The 20,188-nt window shown below is 66.7% G+C and carries 14 protein-coding genes, 1 pseudogene and 1 riboswitch; of the genes and pseudogenes, 4 read left to right on the forward strand and 11 right to left on the reverse strand.

The window, feature by feature from the left end; all coding sequences use genetic code 11:
• Positions 1 to 68 precede the first annotated feature (68 nt).
• A complete protein-coding gene (gene polA / locus NHH73_27045; protein ID USX26180.1) occupies positions 69 to 2,843 on the reverse strand; it encodes a DNA polymerase I in 2,775 nt (924 codons plus the stop codon).
• Between the two features lie 257 nt (positions 2,844 to 3,100).
• Here polA and NHH73_27050 point away from each other — a divergent pair, with 257 nt between their 5' ends.
• From NHH73_27050 to NHH73_27060, 3 genes are all read left to right on the forward strand, one after another.
• On the forward strand, positions 3,101 to 3,514 hold the full coding sequence (locus NHH73_27050) for a hypothetical protein (protein USX26181.1): 414 nt from the start codon (positions 3,101 to 3,103) through the stop codon (positions 3,512 to 3,514).
• A 107-nt stretch (positions 3,515 to 3,621) separates the two neighbouring features.
• Positions 3,622 to 4,578 carry a homoserine kinase gene (locus NHH73_27055; GenBank protein ID USX26182.1) on the forward strand — a complete coding sequence of 319 codons (957 nt, stop codon included), beginning with the start codon at positions 3,622 to 3,624 and terminating at the stop codon, positions 4,576 to 4,578.
• Complete coding sequence (locus NHH73_27060; protein ID USX26183.1) at positions 4,578 to 5,360, forward strand: hypothetical protein; 783 nt, start codon at positions 4,578 to 4,580, stop codon at positions 5,358 to 5,360. Before NHH73_27055 ends, NHH73_27060 begins: the two co-directional genes overlap by 1 nt.
• Positions 5,361 to 5,521: 161 nt before the next feature.
• Here the strand turns inward: NHH73_27060 and NHH73_27065 are convergent, their stop codons facing one another.
• The 10 genes from NHH73_27065 to thiC form a co-directional block, all read right to left on the reverse strand.
• Positions 5,522 to 7,837, reverse strand: coding sequence for a UvrD-helicase domain-containing protein (locus tag NHH73_27065; GenBank protein ID USX26184.1), 2,316 nt, complete (start codon positions 7,835 to 7,837; stop codon positions 5,522 to 5,524).
• Positions 7,838 to 7,937: 100 nt separating this feature from the next.
• Positions 7,938 to 10,073, reverse strand: a complete 2,136-nt coding sequence (locus NHH73_27070) for a M48 family metalloprotease (GenBank protein ID USX26185.1) — start codon at positions 10,071 to 10,073, stop codon at positions 7,938 to 7,940.
• Between the two features lie 141 nt (positions 10,074 to 10,214).
• Positions 10,215 to 11,321 carry an S-(hydroxymethyl)glutathione dehydrogenase/class III alcohol dehydrogenase gene (locus NHH73_27075; GenBank protein ID USX26186.1) on the reverse strand — a complete coding sequence of 369 codons (1,107 nt, stop codon included), beginning with the start codon at positions 11,319 to 11,321 and terminating at the stop codon, positions 10,215 to 10,217.
• A 120-nt stretch (positions 11,322 to 11,441) separates the two neighbouring features.
• On the reverse strand, positions 11,442 to 11,894 hold the full coding sequence (locus NHH73_27080; GenBank protein ID USX26187.1) for a response regulator: 453 nt from the start codon (positions 11,892 to 11,894) through the stop codon (positions 11,442 to 11,444).
• Positions 11,895 to 12,165: 271 nt separating this feature from the next.
• Entirely contained in the window at positions 12,166 to 12,795 is a 630-nt protein-coding gene (locus NHH73_27085) for a response regulator (protein ID USX26188.1), read from the reverse strand.
• Between the two features lie 35 nt (positions 12,796 to 12,830).
• The gene (gene thiE / locus NHH73_27090) at positions 12,831 to 13,529 is read right to left on the reverse strand and encodes a thiamine phosphate synthase (GenBank protein USX26189.1); all 699 of its coding nucleotides are present in this window, start codon (positions 13,527 to 13,529) and stop codon (positions 12,831 to 12,833) included.
• 34 nt (positions 13,530 to 13,563) lie between these two features.
• A complete protein-coding gene (locus NHH73_27095) occupies positions 13,564 to 14,400 on the reverse strand; it encodes a hydroxymethylpyrimidine/phosphomethylpyrimidine kinase (protein USX29721.1) in 837 nt (278 codons plus the stop codon).
• Positions 14,397 to 15,182 carry a thiazole synthase gene (locus NHH73_27100; protein ID USX26190.1) on the reverse strand — a complete coding sequence of 262 codons (786 nt, stop codon included), beginning with the start codon at positions 15,180 to 15,182 and terminating at the stop codon, positions 14,397 to 14,399. Before NHH73_27100 ends, NHH73_27095 begins: the two co-directional genes overlap by 4 nt.
• Before the next feature lie 16 nt (positions 15,183 to 15,198).
• A complete protein-coding gene (gene thiS / locus NHH73_27105; GenBank protein ID USX26191.1) occupies positions 15,199 to 15,429 on the reverse strand; it encodes a sulfur carrier protein ThiS in 231 nt (76 codons plus the stop codon).
• A gap of 7 nt (positions 15,430 to 15,436) precedes the next feature.
• A complete protein-coding gene (gene thiC / locus NHH73_27110) occupies positions 15,437 to 17,353 on the reverse strand; it encodes a phosphomethylpyrimidine synthase ThiC (protein ID USX26192.1) in 1,917 nt (638 codons plus the stop codon).
• Positions 17,354 to 17,424: 71 nt separating this feature from the next.
• A riboswitch (TPP riboswitch) is annotated at positions 17,425 to 17,548 on the reverse strand.
• A gap of 185 nt (positions 17,549 to 17,733) precedes the next feature.
• On the opposite strand from thiC, the pseudogene NHH73_27115 reads away from it, so the two are divergent.
• A pseudogene (locus tag NHH73_27115) lies at positions 17,734 to 20,046 on the forward strand (hypothetical protein).
• Positions 20,047 to 20,188 lie beyond the last annotated feature (142 nt).

Genomic DNA, 20,188 nt, shown 5'->3' on the forward strand with positions numbered 1-20,188 from the left:
CACCGGGGTCGTACCCCGTACGGGGTACGACCCCAGACTTGCGGGTCGGTTGTTGGCGAAGCGCGCTTTTAGTGCGCCTCGTCCCAGTTTTTGCCGACGCCGACTTCGGCCGTCAGCGGCACTTTCAGTTGCGCGACGCCGGCCATCAATTCCGGCAGCTTTTGCTTGACCAGCTCCAGCTCGGCATCCGGCACTTCCAGCACCAGTTCATCGTGCACCTGCATGATCATCTTGGTCTGCAACTTGTCGGTCTCGAGCCAGTTCTGCACAGCCACCATCGCCAGCTTGATCAGGTCGGCCGCCGTGCCTTGCATCGGCGCGTTGATCGCGGCCCGTTCGGCACCCTGGCGGCGCGGACCGTTCGGCGAATTGATCTCCGGCAGCCACAGGCGGCGTCCGAACACGGTCTCGACATAGCCGCGCGCCTTCGCCTGCAGGCGCGTGTCGTCCATATACTGTTTCACGCCGGAGAAGCGGGCGAAATAACGGTCGATGTAGCTTTGCGCGGCGGCGCGCTCGATGCCCAGGTTGGACGCCAGGCCGAACGCGCTCATCCCGTAGATCAGGCCGAAGTTGATGACCTTGGCATAGCGGCGCTGCTCGCTCGAGACCTCGTCCGGCGCCACGCCGAAGATCTCGGCGGCGGTGGCGCGGTGAATGTCCACGCCTTCGGCGAACGCGCGCAGCATGTTTTCGTCACCCGAAATATGCGCCATGATGCGCAGCTCGATCTGCGAATAGTCGGCCGAGACGATGTGGCTGCCCGGCGGGGCGATGAATGCCTCGCGGATGCGGCGGCCTTCCTTGGTGCGGATCGGAATATTCTGCAAGTTCGGATCGTTCGACGCCAGGCGCCCCGTCACCGCCACCGCCTGCGCGTAGTTGGTGTGCACGCGGCCCGTTTCCTTGTTGATGCCCTTCGGCAGCTTGTCGGTGTAGGTCGACTTCAGCTTCGACAGGCTGCGGTATTCCAGCAGCACCTTCGGCAGCGGATAGTCCTCGGCCAGCTTTTGCAGCACTTCCTCGTCGGTCGACGGCGCGCCGCTCGGGGTCTTTTTGACCACCGGCAGCTTCAATTTCTCGAAGAAAATCTCGCCGATCTGCTTTGGCGAACCCAGGTTGAACGGCTGCTCGGCCAGCTCGTGCGCCTTCGCTTCCAGCTCGACGATGCGCGCGCCCAGCTCGGCCGATTGCGTGTCGAGCAGCGCGGCGTCGATGTGCACGCCGTTGCGCTCGATCTTTTGCAGCACCACCGCCGTCGGCAGCTCGATGTTGCGGTAGATGTAGCTCAGGCGCTCGTCGTTCTCGACCTCGCCGATCATCGACAGGTGCAGGCGCAGCGTGATGTCGGCGTCCTCGGCCGCGTATTCGGTGGCGCGCTGGATGTCCACCTTGTCGAAGGTGATCATGCTGGCGCCCTTGCCGCAGACGTCGACGAACGGGATCGTCGTGTGGTTCAGGTGGCGCAGCGCCAGGCCGTCCATGTCGTGTGTGCGGTGCGATTCGAACACATACGATTGCAGCAAGGTATCGTGATGGATGCCGCGCAGGGATACGCCGTGGTTGGCGAAGATGTGGCTGTCGTATTTCAGGTTCTGGCCGACCTTGAGCTTGGTCTCGTCCTCCAGCCAGGGCTTGAGTTTTTCCAGCACGTGCTCGCGGGTCAACTGCTCCGGCACGCCGGGATAGGCGTGCGCGACCGGAATGTAGCAAGCCACGCCCGGCTGCACCGACAGCGAAATGCCGACCAGCTGCGCCGTCATCGGCTCCAGCGACGTGGTTTCGGTGTCGACGGCGGTCAGCTCGGCGGCGTTGATCAGCGCGATCCATTTGTCGAGCTGTTCGTCGGTAAACACGGTTTCATAGTTGACGTTAACCTTCGGCACTTCGCCAAACAGGTCGCCGTTGGCCGAGACCGCACCACCGGCCGCGACAGCCGCCGCAGCGGCCTTGCCCGCCGCGCCGATCGGGGCGGCCGGGGTCAGCGCGTTCAGTTCGCGCAGCAAGGTCTTGAAGCCGTACTGGCCGAAGAAGGTCAGCAAGGTTTCCGAGTCCTCGGGGCGCGCGATCAGCGATTCACTGATCGACATCATGTGCTCGGACAGGTTGCAATCGGTCTTGACGGTGATCAGTTCGCGGCCCTTCGGCAGCCACTCGAGCGCCTTGCGCAGGTTCTCGCCGACGGCGCCGGTGATCTTGTCGGCATTGGCCATGACGCCGTCCAGGCTGTCGTACTGCGTCAGCCACTTGAGCGCCGTCTTCGGTCCGCACTTGGCGACGCCTGGCACATTGTCGACCGTGTCGCCGATCAGGGTCAGGTAATCGATGATGCGGTTCGGCGGCACGCCGAACTTGGCCAGCACGCCGGCCTCGTCCATCTTCTCGTTGGTCATGGTGTTGATCAGCATGACTTGCGGATTGACCAGTTGCGCCAGGTCCTTGTCGCCGGTCGACACCACCACCTTCATGCCGGCCTTGGCCGCGTCCACCGACAAGGTGCCGATGACGTCGTCGGCCTCGACGCCGTCGACCATCAGGATCGGCCAGCCCATGGCCTTGACGGCGATGTGGATCGGTTCGATCTGCAGGCGCAGGTCGTCGGGCATCGGTGCGCGCGTGGCCTTATAGTCGGGATACATGTCGTCGCGGAACGTTTTACCCTTGGCGTCGAACACGCAGGCGATGTAGGCGGCCGGGTAATCGGCGCGCAGGCGACGCAGCATATTGACCATGCCGTGCATGGCGCCGGTCGGGTGGCCGTCCGGGCTGCGCAGGTCGGGCAGCGCGTGGAAGGCGCGGTAAAGGTAACTGGAACCGTCAACTAACAGCAGGGTATTTTGCATAGGAACTAAAGAGATGTGAGGGCAAAAGGGCGTGATTTGCCACGAATGCCGCATTATCGCAGGTTTTGGCCGACGTCCGCCTGCCGCGCCCGCATTTCAAGTATGACAATATCTTAAGGAAATTCCACATTCCGTGTGGGGAAATCCTCCGCAAATCAGCGCGAAATCGGCCACGGCGCACAGGGAAGCGTGTCTGTTTGTTACAATGGATCATACATAAAAATTCCACGGCTTTTTACCTACTAAGGCGATCCATCATGACGCGCACCTCACTCCTCTGGCCGGCACTCCTCCTGGCGCTCGGCGCCAACGCGTTCGCGCAGTCGACGCCGAGCCAGGCGCCGCCGAAACTGGAAAAACTGGAGGAAGTGGCCGACGATCCGATCACGGTGACGGCCAAGCCCGCGCCGGAGCGTCAGATCACCGAACGCCGCGACAACAGCGGCAACGTGGTGGAAGCAACCGTCAAAAGCGGTCCGAGCACCTACACCCTGAAACCGACCCATCCGGTGGGCAGTTCCCTGCCGGGCGACGCCATGTCCGGCGCCGCGCGCGGTCCGCAGTGGACCGTGATGACCTTCGGCGGCAAGAAAAAGAAAAATCCGGAAGACGAAGCGGCGGTCGAGGCCGACGCACCGCCACCGCCGCCAGCAGCGCCGGCCGCCAAGTAAACGCGGTAGTATCAAACAATTATTATTAAAGACGCGCCTGCCTCGGCAGGCATTCCGGACGTCCGCCACGGCGGGCGCCGATACAACGAACCTCATCAAGCTTGCACATGGCAGTGTTTACCCCGGTCACCCTGGACGATGTCACCCAGTGGATCACGCAATTCCCCCTCGGCAAGCCGCTGGCCCTCAAGGGCATCGCCTCCGGCATTGAGAACAGCAATTTCTTCTTGACCACGGAGCGCGGCGAGTTCGTGCTCACGATCTTTGAAAACTTATCGTTCGAGCAACTGCCTTTCTATCTGAACCTGATGCGCCACCTGGCCGATCGCGGCGTGGCCGTGCCGGCGCCGATCGCCACCGACAACGGCGAGCTGATCGTGCCGCTGCACGGCAAGCCGGCGTCCATCGTCACCAAGCTCGAGGGCAGCTCGCAGATGGCCCCGCAGCCGGTCCATTGCGCCGAAGTGGGCGCCATGCTGGCGCGCATGCATCTTGCCGGCCGAGACTATCCGCTGCAACAGCCGAATCTGCGCGGCCTGGACTGGTGGAACGCCACCACGCCGCAAGTGCTGCCCTTCCTGTCGGAAAGCAACGCCCACCTGCTCAAGGCCGAGATGCACTTCCAGGAGGCGTTCGCCGGCTGCGAAACCTACCGCACACTGCAAAGCGGCCCGGTGCACGCGGACCTGTTCCGCAACAACGTCATGTTCGACGGCGAGCGCCTGACCGGCTTCTTCGACTTTTACTTCGCCGGCTGCGACACCTGGCTGTTCGACGTCGCCGTCACCGTCAACGACTGGTGCATCGATCTCGACACCGGCGTGCTCGACACGGCCCGCGTGCGCGCGCTGCTCGACGCCTACCACGCCGTGCGTCCGTTCACCGAGGCCGAACAAACCGCCTGGCAGCCGATGCTGCGGGCGGCGGCGCTGCGCTTCTGGCTGTCGCGCCTGTACGATTACTACCTGCCGCGCGAAGCCGAAATGCTCACCCCGCACGATCCGACCCACTTTGAGCGCATCTTGCGCGAACGCATCGCCACGCTGGCGCCGAAACTTTTCTGATGAATAAATTCCCCGCGCGCGCCGGATGGCAATGGGTCAAGCAGGGCATGATGCTTTTCCGCAAGCAGCCCGGCGGCCTCATGGCGCTGTTCTTTTGCTGCATGTTCGTGTCGTTGTTCTCGATGATCGTGCCGATACTGGGGCAGATCGCGCCATTCATCCTGACGCCGCTGTTCTCGGTCGCGATCCTGGAAGGCTGCGCGCAGGTCGACCAGGGCAAGCGCGCCCTGCCGAATCTGCTGCTGAGCGGTTTCCGCAAGCCGGTGCGCAGTCCGTTGCTGACCGTGGGCGCGCTCAACCTGCTGTTGGTGGCGATCGCGCTGGGCGTGTTGTACGCCATGGCCGGCGAGACCGTCATGCTGGTCAGCAAGCGTCCACCGCAGATCGAGCAGGGCCAGTTAGACGGTTTGCTGGTCGCGGTGCTCATCGCATCGACGATCTACACGGTGGGCTGGATACTGATGTGCCTGACCGCGCCGCTGATCTACTGGCAACAGATGAAGTTGAACAAGGCGCTGTTTTTCAGCGTGGTTGCGGTGCTGCGTGGCTGGAAAGCCTTTCTGACGGCGGCGGTGACCTTATATCTGCTGAACTTCATCGCCTGCCAGATCGTCGTGCTGATCCTTGGCGCGTCGCAGCTGGCGATGGCGGGCATCTTCACGCTGTTCCTGATCACCATCGTGCTGACGCACTGCACGTTGTACATCGCCTACCGGCAAATCTTCGGCCCCACCGACCTCGCGGTCCCGGCCAAAGCCGACAGCCCGGAACCGTTGCTTTAACTCCAGGGTCAGGTCCACCATTTCTACACGGACGGGACCATACCGATTAAGCCGCGCGCAAAATCACGCTCTAAACCGCCATTTAAGGATCCACGGTTAAGCCCGTGTAGAAATGGTGGACCTGACCCCGGAGTTGCCCTACGTGGAACCGTGGCACCTCATCAATGGGCTAACCGCTCGAGCTTGGCGATGCTGAGGTCGAGCACCTTCATGCCGTTGCTGCCGAAGTTGATCTGGGCGCGGGCGTTGGCGCCGCTGCCTTCGATGTTGACGATCACGCCTTCGCCGAACTTGCCGTGCGCGACCGATTCGCCGATGCGCCAGCCCGCGCCCGGCGCCTTGCTGGCCATGTTTTGCGCGATCTTTTGCGCGATCGCGTTGTCGGAACCGGCCAGCGGCGCGACGTCGTCCCACGGCGTTTTCTTGTTGGCGAACCAGTGCGATTGCACCTTCGGCGACAGCCACTTGAGCGCGTCCTCCGGCAATTCGTCGAAGAAGCGCGATTTCATGTTGTAGCGTGTTTGTCCGTGCAGCATGCGCGTCTGCGCGAAGCACATGTACAGGCGCTGCCGCGCGCGCGTGATCGCCACGTACATCAGGCGCCGCTCCTCTTCCACGCCGCCATCCTCGCGCGAACTGGTTTCGTGCGGGAACAAGCCCTCCTCCAGCCCGGTGATGAAGACGTTGTTGAACTCGAGCCCCTTGGCCGAGTGCACCGTCATCATCTGCACCGCTTCCTGGCCGGCCGTGGCCTGGTTGTCGCCAGCCTCCAGCGAGGCGTGCGACAGGAACGCCGACAGCGGCGACATCACCGTCGCCAGCGGGGCGTCGGCGTCGAGGATTTCGAAGCCGTCTTCGTTGATCACCGGCAGGCCGGACTGCTCCTGCGAACGCGGTCCCAGGTGCGCCGGCGCGCCCTGGCCGAAGCCCTCCTCCGAGACGAATTGCGTGGCGGCGCTGACCATCTGCTCCAGGTTTTCGATGCGGTCGGCGCCCTCTTTTTCGGTCTGATAGTGCGCCAGCAGGCCGCTGGCCTCTAGCACCACGCGCACCAGTTCCGGCAGTGCCATCTGCTGCGTTTCGAAGCGCGCACCCTCGATCAGCTTGACGAAGCCGCCCAGCGACGAGCCGGCCTTGCCCATGACGTACGGTACGGCCGCGTACAGCGACACCCGGTGCTGGTCGGCCGCCGCCTGCAACGCTTCGATCGAGCGCAGGCCGATGCCGCGCGTGGGGAAGTTGACCACGCGCAGGAAGGCCGAATCGTTGTGCGGGTTGTCCATCAGTTGCAAATACGCGATCGCGTGCTTGACCTCGGCGCGCTGGAAGTAGCGCAGGCCGCCGTAGACGTGGTACGGAATGCCGGCCGAGAACAAGGCGTGCTCGATCACGCGCGATTGCGCGTTGGAGCGGTACAGCACGGCGATCTCGCTGCGCGAGGCGCCGTCGGCGATCAGGTTCTTGGTTTCTTCAATGATCCATTGCGCCTCGGCCAGGTCGGAGCTGGCTTCGTACACGCGCACCTGCTCGCCATGGCCGGCGTCGGTGCGCAAATTCTTCCCCAGGCGCTTGCTGTTGTTGGCGATCAGCACGTTGGCGGCGTCCAGGATGTGGCCGTGCGAGCGGTAGTTCTGCTCCAGCTTGATCAGGTTCTTGACGTGGAACTCGCGCTCGAAGGCGCTCATGTTGCCGACGTTGGCACCGCGGAAGGCGTAGATGCTCTGGTCGTCGTCGCCGACGGCGAACAGCACGCCGCCGCCCTGCTCGCCATGGCCGGCCAGCAGCTTGAGCCACTTGTATTGCAGATCGTTGGTGTCCTGGAACTCGTCGACCAGGATGTGCTGGAAGCGCTGCTGGTAATGCTGGCGCAGCGGCTGGTTGCGGCTGAGCAGTTCATAAGTGCGCAGCAACAGCTCGGCGAAGTCGACCACACCCTCGCGCTGGCACTGGTCGTCGTACATTTGGTACAGCTCGACCTTCTTGCGCTCGTCGGCGTTGTACGGGTCGATCTTGTCGGCGCGCAGACCCTGGTCCTTGGCGCCGTTGATGAAGTACATCACCTCTTTCGGCGGGAACTTCTCGTCGTCGATGTTGTTGGCCTTGATCAGGCGCTTGATCGCCGACAGCTGGTCCTGCGAGTCGAGAATTTGAAAGGTCTGCGGCAGCGCGGCATCGCGATGATGCGTGCGCAGCAGGCGGTTGCACAATCCGTGGAACGTGCCGATCCACATGCCCCGTGTATTAATCGGCATCATTGCCGACAAACGCGCCGTCATTTCCTTGGCGGCCTTGTTGGTGAAGGTCACGGCCAGGATGCCGGACGGCGACACCTGCCCGGTCTGGATCAGCCAGGCGATGCGGGTCGTCAGGACGCGGGTTTTGCCGGAGCCTGCGCCCGCCAGAATCAGGGCGCTTTGGGCCGGCAGGGTCACGGCAGCGAGTTGTTCGTCGTTAAGATTGTGAAGAAGATTTTGCATGCCGTGATTATACCGGCAGCGGCCTTTCGGGGTCGGTCCATGTGTGGCGTTGCGGCATCCGCCGGGATGCGCCGAAGCGGCCCGGCGGCGCACACCACGCCTACATCAAGCCCTGCGCCGGCACCGCCTTGCCGCTGCGGATGGCGTCCTGCACCAGCGCTTTGAAGTTGCGCTCGGCTTCGCGGCTGGCCTTGGCCTGCTCGCGGCCCAGTTCGCCCATGCGACGCCCCAGTTCGGCCATCGGTTTGCTGGCTTCGGCCATCTGCAGGTTGAGCGCTTTCATCGGCGCCTGGTTACGCTGCAGGCCGGCCATTTTCTCGGCCATGTCGCGCTGCAGTTGCGCCATTTCCCGTTGCGTCGGGGCCATTTCTCGGTGCAGCGCCGCCTCCAGCTCGCGCTGTTTGCGCAGGCTTTCCTTGCCCTGGTCGTGGCTCGACGGTCCGCTGGCGGCCACCATGCGCTCGGCGATCGCTTCCTGCTTCGCCGCCAGCGCTTCCATCTGGCGCTCCAGCCGCTGGCGCTCTTGCGCAACAGGGCCACTGTCGACGTCGCGGGTCACCGCGTCGATCCGCGCGGCCAGGCCGTCCATGACCTTGGCCTGCAGGTCCATCCGCTTGCCTTGCGCGTCCATTCGCTCGCCGAGCTCGTTGACGGGCTTCCACAGCTGCCGTACCTTGGCGAGGACGGCCGGGTCGTTGATCAGATAGGTTTTGCCGCCTTCGCGGTACCAGACGAAGTCGCCCTTGGCGCTCGAACGCAGTTCGGCGATGCGGCGCATGTCGTCGGACGAGCCGGAAACCTGAACTTGATCGATATCCCGGGTGACGATCGCGTAGGCATGGTCGCCGCTGTTGACAGACAGGTTGACCGCACTGTTGCCGAATGAGAAGGGCGCAGCCGGTGCGGCCGGTGCCGCCGGCGCGGCGGGAAGCGCTGGCGCTGCCGGGGCCGCTGGAATGGCAGGCAAGGCCGCCATCGCCGGCGCGGCGGGCAGCGCGGCCGCGGCGGGTGCGGCTGGCGCGGCCGGTGCCGCAGGCGCCACGCCAGGCACTCCGGCCACGCCGGGCACCTCCGGCGGTTCCGGTGGCAAAGCCGGCTCCGGCAATTCAGGCAGCGCCGGAAGTTCGGCCATGTCAGCGGCGGGCGCAGCGGCGGCAACCGCGCCAATGGCGGCAGGCAGCGTCGCCGGCGGCTGCGGGGCGGCCTGCACATAAAACACGGCCGTGGCCGCGAACAGGCCGATCAGGGGCACGGCCATTTTCCAGCTGACCGGTTCAACATCGGGACGCAGCAAGCGTTTGATACGAGACATGAGATTTCCTCCGTGAGCCGCGTGGGCTAGTTGTGTGGTATCGAACTGGAATTTATCCAGTTCGGACAAGGCCTTTGCCAGCATCTGCGGTTGACCGAGCATGGCGACTGCAAGGTCATCGGCGATTTGTTCTCGCTCTACACGGATACGGCGCGACAAGGCCCAAACACTAGGGTGATAGAACAGCACGATTTCCACCGCGCTTTGAATGAGGTTGATCAGATAGTCCCGGCGCTTGATGTGCGCCAGCTCGTGCGCCAGCAGCGCTTCGAGCAGGTCGGGCGCCATGCCGGTGATGAGCGAGGCCGGCACCAGCACGATGGGGCGCCAGCAGCCGGCCGTGATCGGGCTGTCGAGCAGGTCGGCCACGCCGAGGCGCACGTGTTGCGCAATCCCGAAGCGGCGCGCCATCTCGGACAGGCGGCGCTGCCAGTAGTGGTTGACGGTGTAGTGGTCGCTGCGGGTGCGCTCGGCAACCCACTTGAGGCCGATGGCCAGGCGCAACGACATCAGCGCGGCGCCGGCCAGCCACAGGCCGACCACCCAGGCCAGTTGGCCACGCAGGGTGGCTTCCCAGCCTGCCAGCGTGCCGTCGTCGATCAGGGCGGCGGTGGCGGCGGCGCCCGACCGGGCGGCGTCGGCGCCGGCAGAGAGGACGGGAATCAGTAACGCGGCGGCGCCGAGGCCGGCGCCGGCAGGCGAGACGGCATCGGCCGCCCTGACCTGCACGATGATGCTTGCCAGCGGCAGCGCCGCGCACAGCAGCAAGCCGGCGCAAGCGACCGCATAACGCGTCTGCGGACGCGCCTTGCGCAGCAAAAACAGCGCAATCGACACGCCCCAGCCGATCAGCAGCCCTTGCCAGATGAAGTGCAGCAGCGCCCAGCCGATGGCCGGCACCAGCACGGACAGCGCGCTAACCATGACGGCCTGCCCGCCGTGAATTGATGCCGATGCGTAGATTAGTCATGCCGCGCTCCCCGGTTGATGGATGTAGAATAAATTATCTAGAACGCCGTGTCTAGAAGTTTTTTTCTACATCCTTGCCGAAGCGGCGATCGCGTTTTAGTAGATCACGACGGAACGGATCGATTCGCCACTCTTCATCAGGTCGAAGCCTTCGTTGATGCGCTCGAGCGGCAAGCGATGGGTGATCAGGTCGTCGATATTGAGCTTGCCTTCCATGTACCAGTCGACGATCTTCGGCACGTCGGTGCGGCCACGGGCGCCGCCAAAGGCCGAACCCTTCCACACGCGTCCCGTCACCAGCTGGAACGGACGGGTGGAGATTTCCTGTCCGGCCGCCGCCACGCCGATGATGATCGACTGGCCCCAGCCCTTGTGGCAGCACTCGAGCGACTGGCGCATCGTGGTGGTGTTGCCGATGCACTCGAAGCTGTAGTCGGCGCCGCCGTCGGTCAGCTGGACGATGGAGTCGACGACGTTTTCCACCTCGCTCGGATTGATGAAATGGGTCATGCCGAACTTGCGCGCCATGTCCTGGCGGGCCGGATTGATGTCGACGCCGATGATCTTGTCGGCGCCGACCATGCGCGCCGCCTGGATCACGTTCAGGCCGATGCCGCCCAGGCCGAACACGACGACGTTGGCGCCCGCCTCCACCTTGGCGGTAAACAGCACCGCGCCGACGCCGGTGGTCACGCCGCAACCGATGTAGCACACTTTATCGAACGGGGCGCCCTCGCGGATCTTGGCCAGCGCGATTTCCGGCACCACGATGTAGTTGGAGAAGGTCGATGTGCCCATGTAGTGGTAGATCGGCTTGCCGTCGATGGAGAAGCGGCTGGTGGCGTCGGGCATCAGGCCGCGTCCCTGGGTCGAGCGGATCGACTGGCACAGGTTGGTCTTTTGCGACAGGCAGAATTTGCACTGGCGGCATTCCGGCGTGTACAGCGGAATGACGTGGTCGTCCTTCTTGAGCGACTTGACGCCGGGGCCGACGTCGACCACCACGCCGGCGCCCTCGTGGCCCAGGATGGCGGGGAAGATGCCTTCCGGATCGGCGCCCGACAAGGTGTAGTAATCGGTGTGGCAGATGCCGGTGGCCTTGATCTCGACCAGTACCTCGCCTTCGCGCGGTCCGCCCAGCTCCACTTCCTCGATCGTCAGCGGCTGGCCCGCTTGCCATGCAATGGCGGCTTTGGTTTTCATTGTTCGTCCTCTGGCTGTGTTGTTACGCGAATACGGGAGAGCGGAACGGCAAACCGTTCCGGTGATCCGTCATGATAACAAGCCGGGGGCCAAACAGGGATATTGGGCGTTCTTTAAAACCTATTGCGGCTCGACCGGCATCGCCGGGCCGATGGCCAGCAGGTCCGACACGGTGCGCCACAGCTGGCGCGGCGAGGTCCACGGCTTGGGCAGGAAGCTGCTGCCGGCCATGTGGCGTTCCGGATGGCGTGCCGAATACAGCAGCACGCGGGCGTCCTGCTGGTGCTGGTGCAAGCCGTGCAGCAGTGCGCCGCCGTCGCCGTCCTGCAGGTCGGGATCGATCACCACCAGCGCGAACTGCTCGCGGCGCAGCAGTTCCTGGGCGGCGGCCATCGTCGCCACGTGGGTCACCTGCGTTTCCGGCACCAGCAGGGTGGCCAGCACCAGCGCGGCGTCGGCGTCGCTGTCGATGTGCAGCACGCGCGGCGCGGCCGCGTAGATGGAAAAGCCGATCGCCGCGCCGTCGTGGTCGCTGAACGCACGCAAGGTGTCATTGGAAAAATCGTTGGTCATGGTGTTCTCCGCACAAGGCTGAAATCAATGCATGGCCGGCAGCGCTGGTGTGAAAGCTGTCGGGGAGCAGGTCGGCGGAGTTGGGCCGAGGGGTTGAGACGGTCGCGGGGAAATGGCGGCCGGAGCGGCGGCAGGCGAAGACGAGGCCCTGCGGCGCGGTGCTTTGTTGCTGATATTCGGTGTTGCTAGTTGATATTGTACAACAAAAATTCCACAAGGAAATAAAAAGGCAGGAAATTCCTGCCTTGATCTACAACAGTCACGCCGCTGTCTATTTTTTCAGACGTTGGTTAAACGCCGCGTGCAGGCCGTTTAACGTTTCCTCGGCGGCCAGCAGCTGGTCGGCCACCTCGTTGACCTTGCGCCGGTTGGAGCGGGCGTGGTCGCGCAGCACCTCGAAGGCGGTGTTGCGGTCGGTCTGGAATTTGCACATCAGCAGGCCGACGGCCAGGCTGGTTTCGCGGCCGGCGGCCAGCGCGGCGTTCAGATTGAGCTCGGTGCGGCGCAGCTGGCGGATCTCGTCGGCGCGCGCCAGGCCGGCGGCAAACGCCGGCATCAGGTGTTTTTCGTCGACCGGTTTGACCAGGAAGCCGACCGCGCCGTACGAGGCGGCCTGCTTGCCGGCGTCGGCGTCGCCGCGCCCGGACAGGAACATGAACGGCACCGAACTGGTCGCGTGCAGCTGCTTGGCCAGTTCCAGGCCGGTCATGCCGGGCATGTGGATGTCGAGCAGCGCCAGGTCCGGTTCGCGCTGGGCGATCACGGCCAGCGCTTGTTCGGCCGACGAGGCCTTGAGGATGTCGTAGCCGGCGTTGCCGAGTACTTCACCGAGAAAGTCGAGCAGCAGTTGGTCGTCGTCGACGATCAGGATCAGACGCTTGGGGCTAGGGGAAACTGGCATGTGGCGGCAACCTTGGGCTATGGCGAACGGCCCAATTATAAAGCGGAAAGACTCTTCCGCTGGAATGATTTGCGGGTGTTGTGTACGACAAACATCGAGGCGAAGTCGCCAACCGCGCCGCGCACGCTTTCAGCTTGATAGACGCTGCTGATGGCGGCGACCATGCCGGCGCCGCGCGCCACCAGCGGCGCGGCGTTCTCCGGCGTCATGCCGCCGATGACGACGGTCGGAATGGTAATCGTTTCGCGCGCCTGGTCGAGGATCTCCGGGCGCGTGGTGACCGCGTACTGTTTAACACGCGACGGGTAGAAGCCGCCGAAAGCGACATAGCTGGCGCCGACCCGCTGCGCCGCCAGCGCGCGCGGCAGGTCGCCGTAGCACGAGGCGCCGATGAGCTTGTCGGCGCCGAGCCGGCCGCGCACCTGCGCGACGTCGGCGTCGGTGCCGCCGAGGTGAACGCCGTCGGCGCCCGTTTGCAGGCACAGGTCGACGAAGTCGTTGACGATGAACGGCACGCCGTAGCGCCGGCACAGCGCCAGCAACGCGCCGGCCTGCTCCATGCGCAACGCGCTTGACGCTTCCTTGTGGCGGTATTGCAGCAGCGCGACGAGGTTGCCAATTCCGTCGTCACCGCCGATGCCGCGGCCGACGCCGGCGTCGAGCGCCTCTTCGCTCGCGGCCAGCAGCCGCGCGGTGTCGTCCCAGTTGGGGGTGACCAGATACAGTCCTTGCATGATGGGTTCTCCTGTTGATGATGCGTGGGTGGGGCTAGCGCAGCGGCATGCGCTGGCCGGCGGCGATGCCGTAGGCGTCGCGCAGCGCGGCGTTGCAGTAGTACTGGGCCTGGTCGAGCGCGCAGCCGGTCGGCATGCCCAGCGCCAGCTGGCCGGCGATGGCCGAGGCCAAGGTGCAACCGCTGCCGTGAAAGCCGCCGGCCAGGCGCTGCCAGCGCCATTGCTGCGTGGCCGGCGGCTCTTCCCCGGGCTCGGCGCCCGGTCCGAACCAGCGATTGACGATTTCCTCGCCATCGCCATGGCCGCCGGTGATGAGGACGTGGCGGCAGCCCAGCGCGCGCAGGGCCCGCGCCTGCGCACCGGGCGTGGTGGGCGTGGTGGGCGTGGTGGGCGTGGCCTGCGCGCTCAGCGCCAGCGCCTCCGGGCCGTTCGGCGTCAGCACCGTCACCAGCGGCAGCAACGGCGCCAGCGCCGCCACCGCGTCGCCGCGCGCGAGCGTGTCGCCATGGCCGCTGGCCAGCACCGGGTCGAGCACCACCGGCAGTTCCGGTTGCCGCGCGCGCAGTTCACGGATCACCTGCGCGATCGCCAGCGCGTTGGCGGCGCTGCCGGGAATGCCGATCTTGACGGCGGCCACCGCGATCTTTTGCGTCAGCGCGCGCGCCTGGCGCAGCACCAGCTCAGGTTCGACCGGCTGCACTTCATAGGCGCGGTCGTTGTCCTGCACCGTCAGCGCGGTGACCACGCACAGCGCGTGCGCGCCCTGCCCGGCCACCGCCTGCGCGTCGGCGACGATGCCGGCGCCGCCCGAGGGGTCCATGCCGGCAAACACCAGCACGCAGGGCCGCGCGGCCGGAACGCCGGCCGTCATGCCAGCCGGCCCGCCATCGGCGACGACGGCGAGGCGGCGAACCTGCGCGCGATGCGCCCGGCCAGCCATGCTTCGCGGCCGGCCTGCACGCCCAGCTTCATGGCGCGCGCCATGCGCACCGGGTCGCGCGCGCCGGCGATGGCGGTGTTCATCAACACGCCGTCGCAGCCCAGTTCCATGGCGATGGCGGCGTCCGAGGCCGTGCCGACGCCGGCGTCGACCAGCACCGGCACCTTGGCCTGGTCGATGATCAGCGACAGGTTCCACGGATTGAGGATGCCCATGCCCGAGCCGATCAGCGACGCCAGCGGCATCACGGCCACGCAGCCGATGTCCTCGAGCAGCTTGGCCTGGATCGGGTCGTCGCTGCAGTAGACCATGACGTCGAAGCCGTCCTTGACCAGGGCCTCGGCGGCGACCAGGGTCTCCGGCATGTGCGGGAACAGGGTCTTTTCGTCGCCCAGCACTTCGAGCTTGACCAGCTTGTGGCCGCCCAGCAGCTCGCGCGCCATCTGCAAGGTGTACACCGCGTCCCTGGCGTTGTAGCAGCCGGCCGTGTTGGGCAGGATGGTGTACTGCGACGGCGGCAGCACGTCCAGCAGGCTGGGCGCCTTGGGGTCCTGGCCGATGTTGACGCGCCGGATGGCCACGGTGATGATCTGCGCCCCGGCGGCGTCGGTCGCCTCGCGGGTCTGCTGCAGGTCCTTGTATTTGCCGCTGCCGACCAGCAGGCGCGAGGTGTATTGCTTGCCCGCGATCGTCAGGCAGTCTTGATTGCTCATGTCTTTTCCTTTCTTGTTAGCCGCCGCCGATGGCGCGCACGATGTCCACTTTGTCCTGCGGCTGCAGCACGCGCTGCGGCCATTGCTGGCGCGGCACCACCGTGCGGTTGACCGCCAGCGCCAGCGCCTGCCCGGTCAGGGACAGCGCGTCGACCAGCTGGTCCAGCGTCTGTTGCGGCGGCACCTGGTGGGGCGCGCCGTTCAGTTCTATCGCAATCGGCGCTATCGAAATGTTTGCGTCATCCATGCCGGCCTCACAGCTTGCGATACAGTTCGGCGCCGTTCTTGATGAACTCCACCGCCTTGACCTGCATGCCCTGTTCGATCGCCACGCCGTCGCTCATGCCGTTGGCGGCCGCGTACTCGCGCACCTCCTGCGTGATCTTCATCGAGCAGAAATGCGGGCCGCACATCGAACAGAAATGGGCCACCTTGGCCGAATCCTTGGGCAGGGTCTCGTCGTGGAATTCGCGCGCCTTGTCCGGATCGAGGCCGAGGTTGAACTGGTCGTCCCAGCGGAATTCGAAGCGCGCCTTCGATAAGGCGTTGTCGCGGATCTGCGCGCCCGGGTGGCCCTTGGCCAGGTCGGCGGCGTGGGCGGCGATCTTGTACGTGATGATGCCGTCCTTGACGTCGTTCTTGTCCGGCAGGCCAAGGTGCTCCTTGGGCGTGACGTAGCACAGCATGGCGGTGCCGTACCAGCCGATCTGCGCGGCGCCGATGCCGGAGGTGATGTGGTCGTAGCCGGGCGCGATGTCGGTCGTCAAAGGTCCCAGGGTGTAGAACGGCGCCTCGTGGCACTGCTCCAGTTGCAGGTCCATGTTCTCCTTGATCAGCTGCATCGGCACGTGGCCCGGGCCTTCGATCATCACCTGCACGTCGTGCTTCCAGGCGATTTGCGTCAGTTCGCCCAGGGTTTTGAGTTCGCCCAGCTGGGCCTCGTCGTTGGCGTCGTAGATCGAGCCGGGACGCAGGCCGTCTCCCAGCGAGAACGAGACGTCGTAGGCCTTCATGATTTCGCAGATCTCTTCGAAGTGCGTGTACAGGAACGATTCCTTGTGGTGCGCCAGGCACCATTTGGCCATGATCGAGCCGCCGCGCGAGACGATGCCGGTCAGGCGCTTGGCCGTCATCGGCACGTAGCGCAGCAGCACGCCGGCGTGGATGGTGAAGTAGTCGACGCCCTGCTCGGCCTGCTCGATGAGGGTATCGCGGTAGATTTCCCAGGTCAAGTCCTCGGCCTTGCCGTTGACCTTTTCCAGCGCCTGATAGATCGGCACCGTGCCGATCGGCACCGGGCTGTTGCGGATGATCCATTCGCGCGTTTCGTGGATATGCTTGCCGGTCGACAGGTCCATGACGTTGTCGCCGCCCCAGCGGATCGCCCACGTCATCTTTTCGACTTCCTCGCCGATCGACGAGGTCACGGCCGAATTGCCGATGTTGGCATTGATCTTGACGAGGAAATTGCGGCCGATGATCATCGGCTCGATCTCCGGGTGGTTGATGTTGGCCGGGATGATGGCGCGGCCGCGGGCGATTTCCTCGCGCACGAATTCGGCGGTGATCTCGGCCGGGATGGCCGCGCCGAACGATTGCCCCGGATGCTGGCGGCCCATCAGGTCGGCCAGGCGCTGGCCCATCGGGCCGGAGCCTTTGAGGTTGTCCAGGTATTCCTTGCGGCGCAGGTTTTCGCGGATCGCCACGAATTCCATCTCCGGCGTGACGATGCCCCGGCGCGCGTAGTGCATCTGGGTGACGTTGGCGCCGGCGCGCGCGCGACGCGGCTGGCGGTGCAGGTTGAAGCGCAATTCGGCCAGCGCCGGATCGGCCAGGCGCGCACGGCCGTACTCGGAGCTCGGGCCGGCCAGCGCCTCGGTGTCGCCGCGCTCGAGGATCCACGGCAAACGGGGCGTGGCGGCCAGGCCGGAGCGGATGTCGATCACCGCCTCCGGATCGGTGTACGGGCCGGAGGTGTCGTAGACGTAGACCGGCGGATTGGCCTCGAAGCCGAACGACGCGGGCGTGTCGGCCTGGGTGATTTCGCGCATCGGCACGCGGATGTCGGCGCGGCTGCCTTCGACGTAGATCTTGCGGGAATGGGGTAAAGGCTGGATCGCTGCCGCGTCCACGGTGGCGGTGGCGGACAGGAATTTGGGATTGGCGTTCATTTGGCTCCTCGGTTGGCTACAGGAGCCAGCAAAGGAGGTGGGACGGCGCCGCGCCCGCAGGTGGCGCGGCGCGGCGTTGTCCTAAGCTTCCCTTCGCTGGCATTATCCAGATCAGGTTCGGAGGGTATTTCTCACCCGCGCCTCGCATACAATGCATACATTGCATGGCGATTTGCAGGACCCCTAGCGTGTGCCGCCTTGCGGCAGCGCGGTGATTATAACAGAGCACCCGGCACGGCGGCCGGCAGCGCCGCCGCGTGGCGAAAATCCGACGCCCGACGCTTCCCCGTGCCGGGGCGGTCCGCGGCCGGGGGCGGCTGATGTATAGTCAACTTATGCCACAATGCAACTTTCATCGTCTCGTCGTCCCGTGCCTGCCCATGCTGCTGTCGCTGCTGTCGCTGCTGCCGGCGCCGGCGCGCGCGGACGGCGCCGAACCGGCGCGCTGGGCGGCGCTGACCCACACCGCGTTCAAGCACCACACCTTTGCCGAGACCGGCGCCGGCCTGGCGTTCGCCCAGGACCGCGCCGGCTTCGTGTGGATCGGCACCCAGACCGGGCTGGTGCGCTGGGACGGCAACCGCCCGCGCAAATTCGTCGCCGATCCGCTGCGCGCGGACGCCCTGCCCGACAACTACATCACCAGCCTGCTGGTCGACCAGGCCGGCCGGCTGTGGGTGGGCACCAGCTCGGGCGGCCTGGCGCGCTATGACGCCGCGCGCGAGCACTTCACCCGCTTGCCGCCCGGCCCGGCCGGCCTGGGCGACGCCCAGGTCACCGCGCTGGCCGACGACGGCGCCGGCGGCATATGGGTGGGCACCGGCGGCGGCCTCGATCATCTCGACGCGCGCGGCGCGCGCACGCGCGGCGCGCGGGCGCTGCCGGCGCGCGCGGTCGGCGCGCTGCTGCGCGACGGCGGCGGCACGCTGTGGATCGGCACGCGCGACGGCTTGCTGCGGCGCGCGCGCGGCGCGGCGGCGCCGGTGGCCGTGGCGCTCCCTGGGCACGGCGCCGGCGCCAACATCAGCGCCCTGATGCAGGACAGCGCGGGACGGATCTGGATCGGCACGCGCCGCGACGGCGCCTTCGTCATCGAGCCCGGCAGCGCCGTGGCGCGCGCCGTGCGCGAGGGCGGCCCGGCGCCGACGCTGGACCGGGAGCGCGTCACCGCCATCGTCGAGGCCGGGCTCGGCGAGGTCTGGCTGGGCACCGACGGCGCCAACGGCGGCATCGTGGCGGTCGATCCGCTGCGCGGCACCACGCGGCGCATCCGCCACCAGCCCGACACGCCCGACAGCCTGTACGAAAACGACGTCATGGCGCTGTTTCGCGAGCGCAGCGGCATCATCTTCGTCGGCGCCATGGGCGCGCTGAGCCAGCACGACCCGCTGCCGCGGGCGGTGACGACAATCCGCTCGACCGGCCAGGCCGCCACCGGCGGCGCCGCCGCCAAGCTCAGCGTGCCGAGCATGCTGGTCCACCCGGACGGCCGGCTGTGGCTGGGCGTGGTCGGCGGCGGCATCGACATCGTCGATCCGCAACGGGGTACCGTCGCCCGCCTGGCGCCGGCGCCGCCCGGCACGCCGGGCACGCTGCCGACCGGCCGGGTGCTGGCCATGGCGCCGGGGCGCGGCGGCAGCGTCTACCTCGGCACCGAGCAGGGCCTGTACCGTGCCGACGCCGACGGCGCCAACGTGCGCCGCCTGGCGCTGCCGGGGCGCCGGCCCGAGGCGTCGGTGTGGAGCCTGGCGCCGGTGGGCGACATGCTGTGGCTGGGCGGCCTGGACGGCCTGTGGGCGCTGTCGGTGGCCCCCGGCGGGCAGCTGGCGGTGCGGCGCCATGAGCAGCACAGCCTGGGCGACCCGCGCGTGACGGCTCTGCTGCCGGCCGGCGGCGGCGTCTGGGTCGGCACCCGGGGCGGCCTGGCGCGGGTGGCCGGCGACGGCGCCGTCGAGCGGGTGCCGACGGCGCTGGCCGAGGCCGACCGCATGGCGCCCGGCTATGTGTCGTCGATGCTGATCGACCGCCGCGGACGCCTGTGGCTGTCGCAGTTCGGCACCGGCGTCGCCATCCTCGAGCGCACCGACGCCGACGGCCGGCGCCGCTTCCGGCGGCTGGGCACGGCCAACGGGCTCGAAGACAGCGGCGCCAACATGCTGCTCGAGGACGCCGCCGGCGCCATCTGGGCCAGCACCGACGCCAACCTGGCGCGCATCGATGCGCGCAGCTTCGCCATCCGCACCTTCGGGCCGGCCGACGGCGTCCACATCCCCACCTACTGGACCGCCTCGGGCGCGCGCACGGCCGAAGACGAGCTCGTCTTCGGCGGGCTGTCGGGCGTGACGGTGCTGCGGCCCGGGCGCCTGGGCCGGTGGGACTACCAGGCGCCGGTGGTGGCCACCCGCATCCTGGTCAACGACCGCGAGGTGCCGGCCGGGCGCTACAACCCCGGCAACCCGGGCGACCCAGGCACCCCCGGCAACCCCGGCGCCAGGCCGGCGCCGATCGCCGTCCCGCCGGAGGCGCGCGGGCGCGGCTTCTCGCTCGAGTTCGCCGCGCTGGACTACTCGGCGCCCGAGCGCAACCGCTACGCCTACCGCCTGGCCGGCTTCGACCCGGACTGGATCAAGGCCGACGCCACGGCGCGCCGGGCCGCCTACACCAACCTGCCGCCGGGCGACTACGTGCTGCAACTGCGCGGCTCGAACCGCAACGGCGACTGGTCGGCGCCGCTCGAGGTGCCGGTGCGGGTGCTGCCGGCGTGGCACCAGCGCCCGCTCGCGCGCGGGGCCGCCGCCATGCTGGCGGCGGCGCTGCTGGCCGCGCTGGTGCAGG

The sequence above is a fragment of the Oxalobacteraceae bacterium OTU3CINTB1 genome, from assembly GCA_024123955.1.
Taxonomy (GTDB): Bacteria; Pseudomonadota; Gammaproteobacteria; order Burkholderiales; family Burkholderiaceae_D; genus Rugamonas.